Origin of the sequence: Micromonospora taraxaci (genome assembly GCF_007830095.1) — a bacterium.
Lineage (GTDB): Bacteria > Actinomycetota > Actinomycetes > Mycobacteriales > Micromonosporaceae > Micromonospora > Micromonospora taraxaci.
This window is the reverse complement of record NZ_VIWZ01000001.1, coordinates 3,267,309-3,286,488: the sequence shown is the minus strand read 5'-3', so window position 1 is coordinate 3,286,488 and position 19,180 is coordinate 3,267,309. Positions and strand designations below refer to the sequence as shown.

The following is a 19,180-nucleotide window of genomic DNA, read 5'->3' as shown; positions in this document are numbered from 1 at the left end:
ATGACACCTTCCACGTACACCGTCACCGGCCACTGGATCGGTGGCGAGACCGTCACCGGTACAGCCGGCACCCTCCCCGTCGTGAACCCGGCGACCGGCGAGGTCGTCGCCGAGACCCCGGCCGGCACCGCCGCCGACGTCGATCGAGCCGTCGCCGCCGCCCGCGCGGCCTTCCCCGCCTGGGCGGCGACCACGCCGCAGCACCGGGCGGACGTGCTGCGTCGCCTCGGCGCCGGACTCGGCGCCCGACAGGAGGAGATCGCCCAGGCGATCACCGCCGAGATGGGCTCGCCGATCGGCATGTCCCGCACCGCCCAGGTCGCCTTTCCGGCCGCTGTGGTCGAATCCGTCGCCGGTCTGGCCGACGACTTCGCCTGGACCGAGGAGGTCGGCAACTCGCTGATCGTCCGCGAGCCGATCGGCGTCGTCGGCGCGATCACCCCCTGGAACTTCCCGTTGCAGCAGATCGTCTCCAAGCTGGCGCCGGCACTGCTCGCGGGCGACACGATGGTCTTCAAGCCCTCCGAGAACGCCCCGCTGACCGCGCGGATCCTCGCCGAGGTCGCCGCCGACGCGGGCGTGCCGGCGGGCGTGTTCAACGTGGTGTACGGCACCGGGGCGGTCGTCGGTGAGGCGATCTCCGCGCATCCGGACATCGACATGGTCTCCTTCACCGGCTCCACCCGGGCCGGAAAGCGCATCGGCGCGGTGGCCGCGGAGACCGTCAAGCGGGTCGCGCTGGAACTGGGCGGCAAGGGCGCGAACATCATCCTGGACGACGCGGACCTGCCCGAGGCGGTCAACCGGGGGCTGATGATGTCGTTCACGAACGGCGGCCAGGTGTGCGGCGCGTGGCCGCGGATGCTGGTGCCCGCCTCCCGTCAGGACGAGGTGGTCGCGCTGGCCGTCGAGGCGGCGAAGCAGTACACCGTCGGCGACCCGACCGACGAGGCCACCCGGATCGGCCCGATGGCGTCCGAGGCCCACCGGGAGAAGGTCGTCGGGTACATCGAGCGGGGCATCGCCGACGGTGCCCGGCTCGTTGTCGGCGGCCCGGACCGGCCCGAGGGTCTGCCGACCGGCGCGTACGTCCAGCCGACGATCTTCGCCGACGTCGACCCGACAGCACCCATCGCCCAGGAGGAGATCTTCGGCCCGGTGCTGACGATCATCCCGTACGCCGACGAGGACGAGGCCGTGGCGATCGCCAACAGCACGCCGTACGGCCTGACCAGCGGTGTCTTCGGCGAGCCGGAGCACGCTCTGGCGGTCGCCCGGCGGCTGCGCGTGGGGCAGGTCGACGTGAACGCCGGCCACTGGAACCCCCTCGCCCCCTTCGGCGGCTACAAGCAGTCCGGCAACGGTCGCGAGTTCGGCCGCTTCGGCCTGGAGGAGTTCCTGGAGACGAAGTCCATCCAACGCTGACGGGCGGGTGGCGGTGTTCCCGGGGCGGAACACCGTCACCTGGTTTGACTGTTGCATTGGACGTGCCGGCCACCGTCGGCGACCACCGATCGGAGACACCGTGGACCGCGCCCAACTCGCGAGTTTCCTGCGCACCCGCCGCGAGGCGCTCCAACCCGAGGACGTCGGGTTGCCCCGGGGTCAGCGCCGGCGCACCGGTGGGCTGCGACGCGAGGAAGTGGCCGCGTTGAGTGGTATGTCCACCGACTACTACAGCCGGATGGAGCAGCAGCGCGGGCCGCACCCCTCGGAGCAGATGCTCGCCGCGCTGGCCCGTGGCCTGCGGCTCTCGCTGGCCGAACGGGACCACCTGTTCCAGCTCGCGGGGCACGCCGTTCCGCACCGCACCGTACGGGCCGACCACGTCAACCCGGGCATGATGCGGATCCTCGACCGGATGCACGACACCCCGGCCCAGGTGGTGAACCACCTCGGCGAGACCCTGGCGCAGACCGCCCCGGCCGTCGCCCTGCTCGGTGACGAGACCCGGTACACCGGGCTGGCCCGCAGTGCCCACCACCGTTGGTTCACCGACCCGGCGGTCCGGCAGCTGCACCCGGCCGAGGACCACCACACGCAGAGCCGCCTGCTCGTGGGGCACCTGCACGCGTCGTACACCCGGGATGGGCGCGGCTCGCGGGCCGCGACGCTCGTCGACGACCTGCTGGCCAGGAGCCCGGAGTTCGCGGAGCTGTGGCGCGAACACCCGGTGCCGGCCGGCTACTGCCCGGCGAAGCACTTCCTGCACCCGGAGGTCGGTGCGCTGGAGTTGCACTGCCAGACGCTCGTCGACCCGGACCAGTCCCAGACACTGCTGGTCTTCACCGCCGTGCCCGGCTCGTCGAGCGACGAGAAGCTGCGGCTGCTCTCCGTCATCGGCGCCCAGCAGGTCTGATCCCAGAAGGCGCGCCGAGGTAACGGGCCGGGCTGACACCCAGGTACCGGCGGAAGTGGCGGGTCAGGTGCGCCTGGTCGAAGAAGCCGGCCGCGACCGCGACCTCGGCGGGCCGCTGCCCGGCGAGGAGCAGCCGACGGGCCACCTCGACGCGGCGACCGGTCAGGTACGAGTGCGGCGGCACCCCGTGCACTGTGGTGAAGGTCCGGACCAGGTGGGTCGGGTGGGCGTGCAGCAGCGCGGCGGCCTCCCGCAGCGTGACGCCCTCGATGGTCCGGGCGTCCAGCAGCTCCCGTAGGCGGACCGCGAGACCACGGGCCGCCGGTGCGACGCTGACCGGGGTGTGTCGGCGAAGCTGCGCGTGCAGCCGGTCCAGGATCAGCGCGAGTCGGCCCTCGGCCTCAAACTCGTCTCCAGGCGCGGCGAGCGCCCGGTGCAGGAGGTGGATCCGGTCGCGCAACTGCGGGTCGACGATGCCCGGCTGGTCGACCGCCCGGCCGATCAGCTCCGCGTCGAGAGCCGAGGTGTCGAGGTAGAGAACCCGCTTGCGGAAGCCGTCGGCGGTGGCGGCGCGACCGTCGTGCGGCACGTGCGGTGGCAGGAGGGTGACCGAGGTACGCAGCGCGCCGTGCCGGTGCCGGTCCAGGTCGTAGCGGACCGCGCCGTCGTCGACGATCAGCAGCGTCCAGACGTCGTGGATGTGCCGGGGGTAGGCGTGGTCCACGAAATGGGCGTGGAAGACCTCGGCGACACCGGCTACCGCGGGTCGCCAGGCGCTGACGTGCGAGCCCGCCGGGCGGGTGGCCACGCTAAGAACGTACAAGACCGGTCGGCGGTACGCGGGCAGGCTCGACGCCATGACCGAACCCATCCGATTTCCCACCAAGATCGCCGTGCTGCTCCGTGACGACCTGGTGAGCTGGCAGCGCCTGAACGTCACCGCGTTCCTGGTCAGCGGCATCGCCAACGCCGTACCGGAACTGCTGGGCGAGGAGTACCGGGACGCGGACGGCACCCGGTACCTGCCGATGTTCGGCCAGCCGGTGCTGGTCTTCGTCGGCGATCGGGCCGCGCTGGTCGCTGCGCACTCGCGCGGGCTCGCCCGTGGGCTGCGTCTGTCCATCTTCACGGCCGAGCTGTTCGCCACCGGCAACGACCGCGACAACCGCGCCGCTGTGCAGGCGGTCGGTCGGGAGAAACTCGACCTGGTGGGCCTGGCGCTGCACGCGCCTCGCAACGCGGTGGACAAGGTGCTCAAGGGTACGACCATGCACCCGTGACCCCGGCACGAGATCGTGCACCGGCTGTTCAGGCGACGTTCCGGTGGGGGTTCCACTGTGGTGAGCGGCAGGCGCTTGCATCGGCCCGGCGGCAACAGCCGTCGACTCGATGCTGGAGGCAATGTGCGTACCACTTCCAGAAGGGCCCGGGCCGTCGCGTCCGCCGCGGCGGCGATCTCGCTGCTCGCGGCGGCGCCGGCGCTCGGCGCGCCGGCGCACCCGACCCCGGGGCACCCGGGTACGGGCGCGAGCTGCGCGCCGGACGCCTCGCTGCTCGGTTTCTCCGACGCTCTCGACAAGACCACCTTCCGGGGCACTCCGGTGGCCGGCCTGTCCGCGTTGTCGTTCGCCCGCCCCGGGCGTGCCCTCGCGCTGGTGGACAACATCGGCACCACTCCGGCCCGCGTCTACGAGCTGGGCCTGGACACCGGACGGCGCGGCGTGGACGTCGGTGTCCGTGACGTCACAGTGCTCACCCGGCCCGACGGCACGCCGTACACCGGGGCCGACTTCGACGGCGAGGGGCTCGTCGCCGAACGCGGTGGGGACACCGTCCTGGCCAGCTCGGAGCGGGAGCCCTCGATCCGCCGGTTCCGGCTCTCCGACGGCCGGGAGATCGGCTCGCTGCCGGTGCCGACCCGCTTCCAGGTCGCCCCGGCCGGCGAGGCAACCGTCAACCAGACCTTCGAGGCGCTGACCGCCACCGGGGACCACCGGGTGCTCTACGCCGGGATGGAGGGCCCGCTCGCGGCGGACGGCCGCGACGCCGAGGGCCGTGGCCGGCAGCGGATCATCCGGTACGACGGCCGTGCGGGCGGCGGGTACGCCCCGACCGCCCAGTACGCCTACCGGACCGACCCGAACCTCGGCCTGGTCGAGCTGATCGCGCTCGGCGACGACCAACTGCTCTCGGTGGAGCGGGGCTTCACAACCGGGGTGGGCAACACCGTCCGGGTGTACCGGGTCTCGGCGACCGGCGCACCCGACGTGTCCGCCGTCGCGTCCCTGTCGACCACGACCGACCCGCGCTCCTGGCTGGGCAAGGAGTTGCTGGTCGACATCGCCGACTGCCCGCCGTCCGGCGCGACCACGAAGCAACCGCAGCCCAACCCGTTGCTGGACAACATCGAGGGTGCCGCGCTCGGCCGCGACCTGCCGGGCGGTCGCCGCGAGCTGTACCTGATCAGCGACGACAACGGCAGCGCCACCCAGACCACCCGGGTGTACGCGCTGTCGGTGAACCTGCGTCCCGAGGTGACGTTGCGGGACCGGGCGCTGCTGTCGGCGACCGCGTACCAGCCGGGCCCGGTCTCCGGCACCCAGCTCGCCACGACCCCGGTCAACGGGATCACCGCGCCCTTTCCCGGCCAGCCCATTCCCGGCTTCTCCGCGGTGATCCCGGCCCAGCCGGGTGACAGTTCCGGCCGGCGGCTGCTCGCCATGCCGGACAACGGGTTCGGGGCGAAGACCAACTCGGCCGACTTCCTGCTGCGGGCGTACGAGATCGAGCCGAACTACCAGCGTCACGGCGTGACGGTCCGTGGGCACATCAGTTTCCGCGACCCCGACCGCAGGGTGCCGTTCCCGATCGTCAACGGCGACACCCGGGACCGTCTGCTGACCGGCGCGGACTTCGACATCGAGTCGCTGGCCCGCGACGCGCGGGGCGACCTGTGGATCGGCGACGAGTTCGGCCCGTACCTGGTGCGCACCGACCGGACCGGCAAGGTGCTGCAGGCGCCGATCCCGCTGCCGGACGGCACCAGGTCTCCGCAGTCGCCGGATCTCGCCCCGGGCGAGACGCCGACCCTTCGTGCCAGCAACGGTTTCGAGGCGATGGCGACCAGCGCGGACGGCTGGACGCTCTACCCGATCCTGGAGGGCGCCCGGGTCAACGACCCGGACCAGCGCCGCCGGGTGGTCTACGAGTTCGACGTGCGGCACAACCGGTACACCAACCGCACCTGGTCGTTCCGGGTGGACGACCCGTCCCTGCTGGTCGGGGACGCGGCGGTGCTCGACGGTCACCGGCTGCTGCTGATCGAGCGGGACAACGGCATGGGCCAGCAGTCGGTGGTCAAGCGTCTGGTCGTGACCGATCTGGACGAGGTGGGCGCGGACGGCTACCTGCCGCGGCGCACGGTGGTCGACCTGATGCGCGTGGCCGACCCGAAGGGTGTCTCCACCCCGGCCCGCCCGGGCGAGTACGGCGTCGGCCCGCTCTTCTCGTTCCCGTTGCAGTCGGTCGAGTCGGTGCTGCCGCTCGGCGGTGACCGGGTGCTGGTGGCCAACGACAACAACTTCCCGGGCAACGACGGTCGCATCCCGGGGCGTCCGGACGACACGGAGCTGATCGTGATCGACGTGCCTGGCCTGCGCTGACACCTCTGTTCCGAACGACCCCCGGCGCGCTCGCGCCGGGGGTCGTCGCGTTCGCGCGGGGGCGACCGCCGGTGGCAGGACATTGATATCGATGAGCGACGCTGTAATAATTAACACACTTTACAAATGCTGTGGCACCTGGAGGACGACGAGATGACACGACGACTGGCCGGAGCCCTCCCCCGCATCCGCCTGACCTCCGCGCTCGCCGTGGTCGTGCTCGCCGTACCGGCCGCACTGGCCGTCGGCGCGTCACCCGCGGCAGCCGCCGCGACCGGCGCCATCACCGGATACGGCGGCAAGTGCGTCGACGTGGCCGCGGCGAACCCGGCCAACACCACAGCGGTCCAGCTCTACACCTGCAACGGCTCGACGGCGCAACAGTGGACGGTGGGCGACGACGGCACGATCAGGGCACTGGGCAAGTGCCTCGACATCGCCGCCGGCAGCACCGCGAACGGCGCGCGCGCACAGATCTACGACTGCAACGGCACCGGGGCGCAGCAGTGGTCCGCGAGCGCCGGGCAGCTGGTCAACCCCACCTCCGGCAAGTGCCTCGACGCGACGGGTACCAGCTCCGCCGACGGCACTCCGCTGCAGATCTGGAGCTGCACCGGCACCGCCAACCAGACCTGGACGCTGCCCACCGGTGGCACCACACCACCGCCGTCGAGTGGATTCACCCACCCCGGCGTGCTGGTCAGCCGGGGACAGCTCGACTTCGTACGCGGTCGGGTGCAGGCCGGCGCGCAGCCGTGGGCGTCGGCCTACAACGAGATGATGGGCAGCCGGTACGCCTCCCTCTCGCGGACGCCGGCACCTCGGGCGGTGGTCGAGTGCGGGTCCTACTCCAACCCCAACAACGGCTGCACCGACGAGCGGGAGGACGCGATCGCCGCGTACACCGACGCCCTCGCCTGGTACCTCACCGGAGACGCCCGGTACGCGCAGAAGTCGATCCAGATCATGGACGCGTGGTCGGCCACCATCACGTCGCACACCGGCAGCAACGCCCCGTTGCAGACCGGCTGGGCGGCCTCGGTCTGGCCCCGCGCCGCCGAGATCATCAAGTACACCTACACGAGCTGGCCGAACGCCAACCGGTTCGCCACCATGCTGCGCAACGTCTACCTGCCGGTGGTGCGCAACGGCTCGAACAGCAACGGCAACTGGGAACTGACGATGATGGAGGCGGCCGTCGGCATCGCCGTCTTCCTGGAGGACCGCAGCGCCTACGACGCCGCGGTGACCCGCTTCCTCAACCGCACCCGGGCCTTCGTCTACCTGCCCAGCGACGGCGCGTTGCCGTACACGGTGCCCGGCAGCGGCCTGGACACCAGCTCCGAGATCATCGGCTACTGGCAGGGCCAGTCCACCTTCGTCGCCGGCCTCGCCCAGGAGACCTGCCGCGACTTCGTCCACACCGGGTACGGGATCTCCGCCATCTCGCACGTCGCGGAAACCTCACGGATCCAGGGGCGGGACCTGTACCCGCAGGTCGGTGAGCGGCTGCGGCAGGCGCTCGGCTTCCACTCCCGCTACCAGCTCGGCGAGGCGGCGCCCTCCTGGCTCTGCGGCGGCAGCCTCACCCGGGGCCTCGGCCCGATCACCGAGGTCGGCTTCAACGCGATGAGCACCCGGCTGGGCAACGTCATGACCAACACCCAGACCCTGACGTCTCAACAACGACCGGCCGGCAGCAACAACCTCTTCGTCGCCTGGGAGACGCTGACCCACGCCAACAACCCGAACTGACCGTACGACCACGGTCGGCGCCGAGCACTCGACGCCGACCCGTGGTCGCGTTCAGCCGTCGGCTCCCAGGGCCGCCACCGGGCTGACCCGCGACGCCCGGCGGGCCGGCAGCACTCCGGCCAGCGCGGTCAGCCCGACCAGTGTCACGAAGAGCCCGACCAGCGGCAGCACCGGCACGGTCAGCGGCGCGTTGACCCCGAGGGTCCGGATCGCCAACCAGCCGTACGGGACGCCGATCAGCAGACCGATGGTGGCTCCGATCACCCCGTAGAGGCCGGACTCGACAGTCAGCATGGTCCGCAGGCCGGTTCGGGAGAGGCCGATGGCCCGGAGCAGGCCGGACTCGCGGATGCGCTCCACCACGGACAGCGCGGTCGTGGAACCCACGCCGACGACAGCGATCAGCACGGTCAGGCCGACCAGACCGACAGCGATCCAGACCAGGGTGCGCACCAGGGCGTCGTTGCGGTCCCGTTCGTCGGCGAGCACCGCGAGGCCCACCCCGTCGGCACCCCCGATCGCCTGCCGCAGCGCCCGCACACCGGCGGTACGGCCGTCCTCGCCGGCAACAGCCGCGTCGGCCAGCAGACCGGTGTACGCCGTTGGCGCGCCGAGTCGGTCGAGGTCGGCCCGATCGGCCAGGATGCCGGCATGCAGCGGGCCGTCACCGGGCAGGACCGCTGCCACCCGCACGTCGACAGTGCGTCCGTCGCGGGCGAGCGCGACGGTGTCACCGGCCCGCAGACCCGCGTCCCGGGCCACCCAACTGTTGACCACGATCCGCCCCGGGCCACGATCGGCCAGCGAGCCCTGTGCCACGTCCAGTTCCCCGGTGGTCGGCAACGCCGCCAGATCCAGGTCGTTGGTCGGGTATCCGGAATCGACATTCCCGAGCCTGTCCGAGCCGCGCAGCAGTGTGACGTCGTCGAGCCGCCGGTACGGGACCACCCGAGCCAGCGCCGCGCGCTCCGCCTCGGCCCGAGTGACGACATCCGCCGGCAGGGTCCCCTCGTTGCTGGTGACCTCGAAGTCGGTCGGCGCGGACAACGCCATCTCGCGGTCGGTGAGGACCTGGAGCGACGCACCGCCGATGACCACCCCGGAGATCAGTGTCACGCCGAGCGCGACCACGACGGAGACCGCTGCCGCCCGGCGCGGCGCACCGCCGATCCCACCGACCGCCATCCGCCCGAGTGGCCCGAGCTGACGCAGCGGCCAACCCACCACGGCCAGCACCGGCCGCACCAGCAGCGGCCCGAGCGCCACCAGCGCGAAGAACGCCAACCCGCCCGACGCGACCAGCAGGAGCAGCGGCAGAGTCGGGTCGTAGTTCAACTGCTCCGGCTTCGGCAGCTGATTGATCGTCCCGATCGCGGCCAGCACGGCGCCGGCGGCCAGGAGCAGCCCGGAGACCAGGCGCGGCACACCGACGCCACGACGGCCGGCGGTGGTGCTCGCCGCCCGCAGCGCCTCCAGCGGGGAGACGCGGGCGGCCGAGAACGCCGGCGCCAGGACTGCCAGCACGGTGACCACAATCGCGCCGACCACCACCGACACCGCCATCGCCAGTGGTAGGCCCGGCGAGGAGACCGCCGTGCCGGACGCGCGCAGGATCGCCGGCAGCGCGTACCCGAGGGCGAGGGCGCTGCCGACCCCGACGACACCGGCGACCAGCCCGGTCAGGGCCCCCTCGGCGGTCAGCGCCCCCACCAGGGTGCCCCGGTTGGCACCGACCGCCCGCAGCAGCGCGAGTTGCCGCATCCGCTGGGCGAAGACGATTCGGAAGGTCGAGGTGACCACCAGCGCCGCCGCGACGACAGCGATCGAGACGAAGATGCCGACCAGAATGAAGAGCTTCCCGACCTCTTCGGCTGCCGCGTTGGCCTCCGCCTGGCGCACCTCCGCGCCGGTGCTGATCGGCTGGCCGGCGACCGCCGCGGTCACCCGTTGGCGGACCACCTCCGCCGAGGTACCGGGAACCACGCGCACGTCGACCCGCTCGACGGCGGTCAGGCGCGCCCAGGAGATCACGACGCTCTCCGGGGCGTACGCGTCGTACCCGGCGTCGGCGTCGGCGTCGACCACGCCGGTGACGGTGAGCCGGGTGGGCGTGGTGAGTTCACCGCCCGTGCCGGTGGTCGTCGTGCCGACCGAGAGCCCGAGCCGCTCGGCGGTCCGCGGGGTGATCGCGATCTCGCCGGGCTGCTCCGGGTACCTACCCTCGATGACCCGGATCGTGCTCAACGGGCCGGTGCCCGGGTCGGCCTGCAGGTTGAGGTACCCCTGACCGATCGAGACCCCGGTCGACACCCGGGCCACCGCCTCGGCCACGCCGGGCACCGCACGGATCGCCGGTACGTCCCGCACAGTGGGTGGCGGCACGTCGGTGCTGCCGATCACCAGGTCGGTGGCGGCGGGGGTGCCGCTGAGGTTGTCCCGCACGGTGCGTTCGGTGATCTGCTGCACCAGCACGGTGCCGAAGACGACGAACGACGCGACCAGGATCGCCAGACCGGTCAGGATCAGTCGACCGGGCCGCCGGGCCGCGGCGCTCGTCTGGGTACGCAACACCGTCGCTCTCATGCGCGGGCCGCCAGGTCACGCAGCGCGTCGGTGACCGACACCTGGTCCGGCTTGTCGATCTCCCCGGCGATCCGCCCGTCGGCGAGCAGCACCACCCGGTCGGCGTACGCGGCGGCGATCGGATCGTGGGTGACCATGACGACGGTCTGGCCGAGGTCGCGTACCGAGTCGCGCAGGATGGTGAGCACCTCCGCGCCGGAGCGGGAGTCGAGGTTGCCGGTCGGCTCGTCGGCGAAGACCACCTCGGGCCGCGCCACCAGGGCCCGGGCCAGCGCGACGCGCTGCTGCTGGCCGCCGGACAGCTCACTGGGCCGGTGACCCAGCCGCTGCGCGAGCCCCAACTCGTCGACCAGGCGGGCCAGCAGCTCGGCGTCGGGCTGACGGCCGCTGAGGTCCAGCGGCAGGGTGATGTTCTGCGCGGCGGTGAGCTGCGGCAGCAGGTTGAAGGACTGGAAGACGAACCCGATCCGCTCCCGTCGCACCCGGGTCAACGTCCGGTCCGACTGACCGGTCAGCTCGGTCCCGCCGAGCAGGACACGTCCCGAGGTGGCGGTGTCGAGGCCGGCGAGGCAGTGCATCAGTGTCGACTTGCCGGACCCGGACGAACCCATGATCGCGGTGAACTCGGCGCGACCGAAGCCGACCGACACGCCGTCCAGGGCACGTACCGCGGTGTCGCCGCTGCCGTACACCTTCACCAGGTCGACCGCGGCGACCGCGGCGTGGCTGGTTCCCGGCGGGGCGTGGGTTGTCATTGTTCCTCCAGTGGCTGCGATGTGACAGCCGGAAGCCTCGCCGCCGTCGCCGGGTCGGCACATCGGCCCGGGGCCGGGTATCGCCGGCGCCGGGTCTGCCTTTCGGCCGATCTGCCGACCCCACAGGGCTGGCTACGCTGGGTCATCATGAGCACGCCTGATCTTCGACGTCTGTGGGTACGCCTGGCCCAGGCCGCCGGCCTGGTGGCCATCGGCCTGCTCGCGGTCTTCGACCTACGGTTCGGCGTGCCCGAGAGCCTGGCCGCCCTCGTACTTCTGGTGGTGCGGATGGGGCTGGCGGTGGCCACCGTGCCGCTCTGGTTGCCGGTGCACCGGCTGGGTTCCCGCCTGCTGCCGTGGGCCGCGCTGGCGCTCTCCTGCGCCTCACTGGCCGTGACCGCCGCGATCGTCGTCCTCTCCGACGGCAGCTACCTGATCGGCGGCAGTTGGGGTCTCGCCGAGTCGGCCGGGCTGCTCGGGGTGGTCTTCGTGGTGACCCGGTGGGGCGCGCCTCGGCTCGCCCCGTGGGCGGCGGTGGCGGCTGGCCTCGCCGTCGCCGCGTTGCCGCTGCGCGTCGGCACCGAGAACCTACTGGTGATCTTCGGCCTGCTCCAGGTGATCGCCGCGGCCGGCGCCGCCGGAGTGGGGCTCTACCTGCGGATCGTAGCCGCCGGTCGGGAGCGGGCGATCGCACTGGTGCGGGCCGAGCAGCGCGCGGAGTTCGCCCGGGACCTGCACGACTTCATCGCCCACCACGTCACCGGCATCGTGGTGCAGGCGCAGGGCGCACGGTTCGTCGCCGAGCAGGACCCACGTCGGGTCATCGTCGCCCTGGAGCAGATCGAGCGGGCCGGCGCGGAGACGATGGCCTCGATGCGGCGGATGGTCGGCGTCCTGCGCAATCCCGACGCCCCGCCGGACGCCCCACTGGCCCCACTCGCCGGGGTGACCGAGCTGGCGCCGCTGGTGACGGGGTTCAACGGCACGGCGAACGCGCCGGCACGGCTGCACCTCGACGGTGACCTGGACGGGTTGCCGGTGGAGGTCTCGACCTCGGCGTACCGGGTGGTGATGGAGGGGCTGACCAACACCCGCCAGCACGCGCCGGACGCCCGGTCGGTGGACGTGGCAGTGCGTCGTACCCCCGACTGGTTGTTGGTCCGGGTGGCCGACGACGGCGCGTCGCCGCGCACCGCCCCGGCGCGGGGGCACGGCTTCGGCCTGATCGGCCTCACCGAACGGGTACGAGCCCTCGGTGGCACGATCACCGCCGGACCTGGCGTCGCCGGTGGTTGGGTGCTCGACGCCGCGTTCCCGTTGCAGGTGGGTCGATGATCCGGGTGTTGATCGCCGATGACCAGGCCATGGTCCGGACCGGCTTCGGAATGATCATCGGGGCGCAGGCGGACATGACTGTTGTCGGCGAGGCCGCCGACGGGGTCGTCGCCGTGGAGCTGGCCCGGCGGCTCCGCCCGGACGTGGTGCTGCTGGACATCCGGATGCCCCGCCTCGACGGCCTCGAGGCACTGCGACTGCTCGCCGGGCCGGGCGTCGCCGACCCGATCCGGGTGGTCGTCGTGACGACCTTCGACCTCGACGAGTACGTGCACACCGCGCTCTCCAACGGCGCGTGCGGCTTTCTGCTCAAGGACTCCGGCCCGGCCCTGCTTGTCGAGGCGGTACGCGCGGCCGTCTCCGGTGACGCGTTGATCAGCCCGTCCATCACGGTCCGGCTGTTGGAGCACCTCAGCTCCCCCGCCCCGGCCTACGACGACGCCGCGCTGTCCCCACGGGAACTCGACGTGGTGAAGCTCGTCGCCCGAGGGCTGACCAACGCCGAGATCGCTGCTCGGCTCTTCATCGCCGTCGGCACGGTCAAGACCCACCTGGCCAGCGTGCAGATGAAGCTCACCGCCCGCAACCGGGTGGAGATCGCCGCCTGGGCCTGGGAACGCCGCCTCGTCGGCTGAGGGGACAACGGCGCAACCGACGGTGACCTACCATCGTCATCAGTCGATGACTGGTCCGCTGCGCTCACCTGAAGGCGAGGCGATCAACCATGCGCGATCATCTGTGGCGCGGCGTCCGATTCAGGGCAGCCGCACTGGCCGCCTGCACGCTCACGGTGGCAGTGGTGGCGACGGGCGCGACCCCGGCGTACGCGGCCGCCGACGACACCGAGCGCCCTACCGCCCCCGGCCCGATCACTGTCGCCGCCATCGACACCACCTGGGTCGAGCTGACCTGGGCTGCCTCGACCGACAACGTGGGGGTGGTCCGTTACCCGGTCTCCGCGCAGTTCGAGGACAACGGCCTGACCTGGTCGACCGATACCAACAGCATTCGGATCACCGGCCTGCGGCCGTCGCGCACGTACACCTTCTTCGTGTCGGCGCTGGACGCGGCCGGCAACGGCTCACCGTCGAGCGGGCCCCTGCGGTTGACCATGCCACCGGGGGACGACCAACCGCCGGGCGCGCCGGGTCAACCGGTGGCGTTCGACGTCACCGCCACGGTGGTCCGGCTGCGATGGGCGCACTCGGTGGACAACGTGGTGCTCGAACGGTACGAGGTGTTCCGGGTGGACGCCGGCGGCGCTCTCACAGTGGTCCGCGACGTTTCCCAGTACCCGCCCGTCAACAGTGCCCAGATCAGCGGGTTGACGCCGAACACCACGTACACCTTCGTGGTGCGCGCCCGCGACGAGGTCGGACTCTTGTCCCCGCTGTCCGCGCCGATCACCGTCACCACCCTGCCACCGCCGCCGAGCTGCGAGGTCCGGTCCGTCGTGCGGCAGTGGTCGGACGGCTTCGTGGCGCACCTGACCGTCAAGAACACCGGCACCACTGCGGTCGACGGGTGGACGATGACGTGGCGGTTCTGGGCCAGCCAGCAGGTCCACGGCATCTGGGGCGCGAAGGTCATCGACCGTCCCAACAACAGCTACCTGCGGGTGGGCAACACCGGTCGCAACGCGGTGATCCCGCCCGGCGGCAGCGTCTCGCTCGGCCTCGTCGCCTCCGGCACGCAACTGCCGCAGGAGGTCACGCTCAACGGCGGCCTCTGCGTGGTGGCAGACGAGTAACGCTCGCGTACGGGGTCTGGCGCGCGCCGCGACATCTTGCGACGCTAGCCAATATGTATGACTACGACCTGGTGGTGCTGGGGTCCGGTCCCAGCGGTCAGAAGGCGGCGATCGCCGCCGCCAAGCTCGGCAGGCGGGTCGGCATCGTGGACCGTCGCGACATGATCGGCGGGGTGTGCATCAACACCGGCACGGTCCCGTCCAAGACGTTGCGCGAGGCCGTGCTCTACCTGACCGGCCTGAGCCAACGTGACCTGTACGGCAGCAGCTACCGGGTCAAGGACGAGATCACGGTCAGCGACCTGGCCGCCCGGACCCAGCACGTCATCACCCGGCAGACCGACGTCATCCGCAACCAGCTCGCCCGCAATCGCGTCGCGATGATCACCGGCACCGGCCGGTTCGCGGACGCGCACTCGATCTGGGTCGACGGCGGGTCCGGGCGGGAGTCCAAGGTGACCTTCGACAAGATCGTCATTGCGGCGGGCACCCGCCCGGCCCGCCCGGACAGCGTCGACTTCGACGACCGCACGATCGTGGACTCCGACGGCGTCATCAACCTCCAGGCCGTACCCCGCAGCATGGTCGTTGTCGGCGCCGGCGTGATCGGCATGGAGTACGCCTCGATGTTCGCCGCCCTGGGCACCAAGGTGACGGTCGTCGAACGGCGCGAGCGGATGCTCGACTTCTGCGACGAGGAGATCGTCGAGTCGCTGAAGTACCACCTGCGCGACCTGTCCGTGGCGTTCCGCTTCGGCGAGGAGGTCGCCGCCGTGGAGAAGCACCAGACCGCCGCGCTGTGCATCCTCAAGAGCGGCAAGAAGATCGTCGCGGACACGGTGATGTACTCCGCGGGTCGGCAGGGCCAGACCGACGACCTGGCGCTGGAGGCGGCGGGGCTGGAGGCGGACCGGCGCGGCCGGATCGCTGTGGACGCCAACTACCGCACGACAGTGGACAACATCTACGCGGTCGGCGACGTGATCGGCTTCCCCGCCCTGGCGTCGACCTCGATGGAGCAGGGTCGGCTGGCCGCGCAGCACGCCTGCGGCGAGCCGGTCCGGGAGATGCACGGCCTGCAACCGATCGGCATCTACACGATCCCGGAGATCAGCTTCGTCGGGCAGACCGAGGCGCAGCTCACCGAGAGCTCGACGCCGTTCGAGGTGGGCATCGCGCGTTACCGGGAGCTGGCCCGTGGCCAGATCGTCGGCGACTCGTACGGCATGCTCAAGCTGCTCGTCTCCCCCGCCGACGGCCGGCTGCTCGGGGTGCACGTGTTCGGCACCGCCGCCACCGAGATCGTCCACATCGGGCAGGCGGTGATGGGCTGCGGCGGCACTGTCGACTACCTGATCGACGCGGTGTTCAACTATCCGACGCTCGCCGAGGCGTACAAGGTGGCCGCCCTGGACGCCGCCAACAAGATCCGCAACATCACCCGCATCGACGGTTAGCCACCAGCCAACTCGGCTGCTGGGCCGCGATGTCGGTGCTGTCCTCTATCGTGCCGAGACTGGTGACGCATGGAGAAAAGAGGCAGCGGTGGGCGCATCCGGGTGGAGCTACTTCGTCGCGTACCAACCAGACCTGGACGCGGCGTTGGACGCCCTGCGGGACGAGGTCTTCGCCGAGGGACGGTACTGGTGGGCCCGAGGCGAGATTCCCAGCTCGGCGAGTGACTATCCGAACCGTCCCGCCACCATGAAGGAGCTGTTCGACGACGAATGGGTGCAGGAGTCGGGCACCCACTCCATCCTTGACGTCTACCGCGTCCTGGACGAGGGCGAAACACCCGACTTCGGCACTGTCGAGCCGGTGAGCGCCGCCGAGGCGCTGCAACGCGCCGGCACCGAGCGGCTCACCCGCGAGCACCTCGCCGCGATCGAAGACCTCGCCGAGCAGAGGTGGTTCGGCCGCTGCGCGGTCCTGCACGACGCCCACGGCACACCGGAGGAGATCTACTTCTGGGGCTTCTCCGGCGACTGACCTCTCCCCACCCGCCCCACCCCCGGTGATCAAGAGGTTTCGGTCAGCGCCCACGGCGTGTCGTGACGCAAACCTCTTGATCACCGCTCGGGGGTGGGGCGGGGTGGGGCAGAGGGGGCCGGTGCGGGGCGGGGACCGCCCCCACCGGCGGTGGTTCGTCAGCCTGCGGAGCAGGTGGGGCTCAGGCTGCCGGCGGTGCCGTTGGCCTGGAACCCGAACTCGGTGGACTGCCCGGCGCCGACCTGACCGTTGTAGGCCACGTTGCGCCAGTTCGTGGTGCCGGTGTTACCGCTGCGGTCGGCGCTCCACGCGTTGGTGACCGTCGCGCCCGATGGCAGCGCGATCGTCACCGTCCAGCCGTTGAGCGCGGACGAGCCGGCGGTCACCCGCACGTTCGCCACGAAACCACCTGTCCACTGGTTCACCGACACCGTCGCGGTGCAGGCACCAGTGCCCGGGGGCGGGGTCGTGGGCGGCGGGTCGGTCGGGGGCGGCGTGGTGGTGGGCGGCGGATCCGTCGGCGTGGTGCCGTTGTTCAGCGCGGCGAGCACCGCGTCGTACGCCGGCTTCTTCGAGCCGTTGCTGTTGAACAGCAGTGGGGTCTGGTTGGAGCGCCACGAGTCGCTGTCCCGGATGCCCCACACCGTGATGCCGGTGCAGCGCGAGACGGCGAGGCAGTCCTCCACCACGCTGCGGTAGGTGTTCGCCGACGCGCCCTGGATGTCCAGCTCGGTGATCTGCACGTCCACACCGAGCGCCGCGAAGCTCGACAGGGTGGTGCGGTAGTTGCTGACGTACGGGGAGTCGTTGTTGAAGTGCGACTGGAACCCGACGCAGTCGATCGGCACACCACGCGCCTTGAAGTCGCGCACCATGTTGTACACGGCCTGCGTCTTCGCGTGGGTCCAGTTGTCGGTGTTGTAGTCGTTGTAGCAGAGCTTCGCGTTCGGGTCCGCGGCATCCGCCGCCCGGAACGCCGCCTCGATCCAGTCGTTGCCGGTGCGCTGGAGGTTGGAGTCGCGACGGGCGCCGGAGCTGCCGTCGGCGAACGCCTCGTTCACCACGTCCCACGCGTAGATCTTGCCCCGGTAGTAGGTGGCCACCTGGGTGACGTGGTTGAGCATCGCCGAGCGCAGCGCGCTGCCGCTCATGCTCTCCATCCACCCCGGTTGCTGCGAGTGCCAGGCGAGGGTGTGACCCCGCACGCTCATGCCCTGGCTGCGGGCGTGGTTGACGATCCGGTCGGCGTCGGTGTAGCTGAACCGGCCCTGCTGGGGCTCGGTCGCGTTCATCTTCATCTCGTTCTCGGGCGTCACCGAGTTGAACTCACGGTTCAAGATCGTGGTGTACGCCGAGTCGGACAGCTTGTACGCCGCCACCGCCGCGCCGAAGTACCGACCCTTCTCGGCGGCGGACGCGCCCAGTGTCGTCCCGGCGGCGGCCGGTGCCGTCATGAACAGCGCCATGCCAGCGGCGAGGACGCCCACGCCGGTCAGCGCCACGGCGGCTCTCGATGCCGCCTTCCATCTGGTTCTTCTCATCTCGTGCGACTCCTTCAGTGGTGGGTGGGAAGGACAGTCAGGACACCGAACAGGCGGCACCGTTGAGGGCGAACGACGAGGGCTTGCCACTGCCGCCCTCGTGCGTGGCCTGGAAGCCGATCTCGACCGACGCGTTCGGGGCGATGGTGGAGTTGTAGGAGACGTTGCGGGCGGTGACCGCTCCGCTCGTCGGGGCGTACTGGGCGTTCCAGCCGCTGGTGATGCGCTGTCCGCTGGGCAGCGTGAAGGTCAGCGCCCACCCGTTCACGGCAGCGGAACCGGTGTTGGTGATGGTCACGCTCGCGGTGAGACCGGTGTTCCAGGCGTTGACCGTGTAGCCGACCCGGCAGGCGCCATCGCTCGGAGGCGGCGTCGTCGGTGGCGGAGTGGTCGGAGGTGGGGTCGTCGGGGGTGGCGTCGTCGGCGGCGGCGTGGTCGGAGGCGGCGTCGTCGGCGGGGCGGTGCCGTCCAGCCCGAAGAAGCGGATCACCTGCGCGGCGTCGACCGGGATGTTGTGCGAGACGCCCTGCATGCTGATCGCCTCGACCGGCGCCATCGGGCCGCTGCTGCCGTACCGGGTGCGGGTGTAGCCGGACTGCGGGGAGTCGGTGTACGTCGGGGTCTGGCTCAACCCGTGCACGTTGGTCCACTGCTTGACCTGCTCACCGAAGTTCGGGTAGCGCAACGTGTCGTCGTTGGTCCCGTGCCAGATCTGCATCCGGGGCCGCTGGCCGCTGTAGCCCGGGTACGCCTCGCGAACCAGGTCGCCCCACTGCTGTGCGGTCCTGATGAGCTGCCCGTTCGCGCACTGACTGTTCCACTCGGAGGTGCCGCCGGTGGCGAAGCAGGCGAACGGCACCCCGGCGAACGACGCGCCGGCCGCGAACACGTCCGGGTAGACGCCGAGCATGACGTTCGTCATCATCGCCCCGGACGAGGTGCCGGTCGCGAAGATCCGCGTGGGGTCGGCGGAATACCGCTGCCGCACGTAGTCGACCATCGACATGAGGCCGACCGGGTCGCTGCCGCCGCCACGGCGCAGCGCCTGGGGCGAGTACACGTCCCAGCACTTGCTGCTGCGGGTCGCCGACGGGTAGATCACGATGAACCCGTACCGGTCGGCGAGGGACGCGTACTGCGTACCTGAGTGGAACGCCGGGCCGGTGCCGGTGCAGTAGTGCATGGCCAGGAGGATCGCCGGCCGGGACGCCACCCGGTCCGGGACGTAGAGGTGCATCTGCAGGTTGGTGGGGTTGGTGCCGAAGTTGGTCACCTGCGTCAGCGTCGCCGCCGACGCCGGCGCGGCGAACGTCAACGCGGCGGCGGCCAGTGTCACGGCCGCCATGAGGACGCCAAGCATCCGGGTCTTCAGTGTCATGGGCGCGATCCCTTGCGAAAAAGGCGCGTGGAAGGGGACTTAAGTCGAGGACTGCCCTTCGCCCGACCTTGAC

At 71.3% G+C, this 19,180-nt stretch carries 15 protein-coding genes; 10 read left to right on the top strand and 5 right to left on the bottom strand.

What is annotated here, in order from left to right:
• Both FHU34_RS15040 and FHU34_RS15035 read left to right on the top strand, forming a co-directional pair.
• Positions 1-1,425 carry an aldehyde dehydrogenase family protein gene (locus tag FHU34_RS15040; RefSeq protein WP_145780871.1) on the top strand — a complete coding sequence of 475 codons (1,425 nt, stop codon included), beginning with the start codon at positions 1-3 and terminating at the stop codon, positions 1,423-1,425.
• 100 nt (positions 1,426-1,525) lie between these two features.
• The gene (locus FHU34_RS15035) at positions 1,526-2,359 is read left to right on the top strand and encodes a helix-turn-helix transcriptional regulator (RefSeq protein ID WP_145780869.1); all 834 of its coding nucleotides are present in this window, start codon (positions 1,526-1,528) and stop codon (positions 2,357-2,359) included.
• Here the strand turns inward: FHU34_RS15035 and FHU34_RS15030 are convergent.
• Positions 2,337-3,167 (bottom strand): AraC family transcriptional regulator, encoded by an 831-nt coding sequence (locus FHU34_RS15030; RefSeq protein ID WP_244311683.1) that lies wholly within the window; start codon positions 3,165-3,167, stop codon positions 2,337-2,339. The genes FHU34_RS15035 and FHU34_RS15030 overlap by 23 nt on opposite strands.
• Before the next feature lie 49 nt (positions 3,168-3,216).
• On the opposite strand from FHU34_RS15030, the gene FHU34_RS15025 reads away from it, so the two are divergent.
• The 3 genes from FHU34_RS15025 (at position 3,217) to FHU34_RS15015 (ending at position 7,776) form a co-directional block, all read left to right on the top strand.
• On the top strand, positions 3,217-3,639 hold the full coding sequence (locus FHU34_RS15025) for a DUF2000 domain-containing protein (RefSeq protein ID WP_145780865.1): 423 nt from the start codon (positions 3,217-3,219) through the stop codon (positions 3,637-3,639).
• Positions 3,640-3,762: 123 nt separating this feature from the next.
• Positions 3,763-6,021 (top strand): esterase-like activity of phytase family protein, encoded by a 2,259-nt coding sequence (locus tag FHU34_RS15020; RefSeq protein ID WP_145780863.1) that lies wholly within the window; start codon positions 3,763-3,765, stop codon positions 6,019-6,021.
• A 126-nt stretch (positions 6,022-6,147) separates the two neighbouring features.
• Positions 6,148-7,776: a ricin-type beta-trefoil lectin domain protein gene (locus tag FHU34_RS15015; protein ID WP_145780860.1), complete on the top strand. Its 1,629-nt coding sequence runs from the start codon at positions 6,148-6,150 to the stop codon at positions 7,774-7,776.
• Between the two features lie 51 nt (positions 7,777-7,827).
• On the opposite strand, the gene FHU34_RS15010 is transcribed toward FHU34_RS15015, so the two are convergent.
• On the bottom strand, positions 7,828-10,359 hold the full coding sequence (locus FHU34_RS15010; RefSeq protein WP_145780858.1) for an FtsX-like permease family protein: 2,532 nt from the start codon (positions 10,357-10,359) through the stop codon (positions 7,828-7,830).
• Entirely contained in the window at positions 10,356-11,114 is a 759-nt protein-coding gene (locus FHU34_RS15005) for an ABC transporter ATP-binding protein (RefSeq protein ID WP_145780856.1), read from the bottom strand. The genes FHU34_RS15010 and FHU34_RS15005 overlap by 4 nt, the downstream gene beginning before the upstream one ends.
• Before the next feature lie 147 nt (positions 11,115-11,261).
• On the opposite strand from FHU34_RS15005, the gene FHU34_RS15000 reads away from it, so the two are divergent.
• From FHU34_RS15000 to FHU34_RS14980, 5 genes are all read left to right on the top strand, one after another.
• On the top strand, positions 11,262-12,449 hold the full coding sequence (locus FHU34_RS15000) for a sensor histidine kinase (RefSeq protein ID WP_145780854.1): 1,188 nt from the start codon (positions 11,262-11,264) through the stop codon (positions 12,447-12,449).
• The gene (locus FHU34_RS14995) at positions 12,446-13,084 is read left to right on the top strand and encodes a response regulator (RefSeq protein ID WP_145780852.1); all 639 of its coding nucleotides are present in this window, start codon (positions 12,446-12,448) and stop codon (positions 13,082-13,084) included. The genes FHU34_RS15000 and FHU34_RS14995 overlap by 4 nt, the downstream gene beginning before the upstream one ends.
• A gap of 89 nt (positions 13,085-13,173) precedes the next feature.
• Positions 13,174-14,199, top strand: coding sequence for a fibronectin type III domain-containing protein (locus FHU34_RS14990; protein WP_145780850.1), 1,026 nt, complete (start codon positions 13,174-13,176; stop codon positions 14,197-14,199).
• 53 nt (positions 14,200-14,252) lie between these two features.
• Entirely contained in the window at positions 14,253-15,656 is a 1,404-nt protein-coding gene (gene sthA / locus FHU34_RS14985; RefSeq protein ID WP_145780848.1) for a Si-specific NAD(P)(+) transhydrogenase, read from the top strand.
• An 88-nt stretch (positions 15,657-15,744) separates the two neighbouring features.
• Positions 15,745-16,188 carry a hypothetical protein gene (locus FHU34_RS14980; protein ID WP_145780846.1) on the top strand — a complete coding sequence of 148 codons (444 nt, stop codon included), beginning with the start codon at positions 15,745-15,747 and terminating at the stop codon, positions 16,186-16,188.
• Positions 16,189-16,346: 158 nt separating this feature from the next.
• Here FHU34_RS14980 and FHU34_RS14975 read toward each other — a convergent pair whose 3' ends face one another.
• Positions 16,347-17,729: a glycoside hydrolase family 10 protein gene (locus FHU34_RS14975; protein ID WP_145780843.1), complete on the bottom strand. Its 1,383-nt coding sequence runs from the start codon at positions 17,727-17,729 to the stop codon at positions 16,347-16,349.
• Between the two features lie 37 nt (positions 17,730-17,766).
• Positions 17,767-19,107 (bottom strand): extracellular catalytic domain type 1 short-chain-length polyhydroxyalkanoate depolymerase, encoded by a 1,341-nt coding sequence (locus tag FHU34_RS14970; protein WP_145780842.1) that lies wholly within the window; start codon positions 19,105-19,107, stop codon positions 17,767-17,769.
• Positions 19,108-19,180 lie beyond the last annotated feature (73 nt).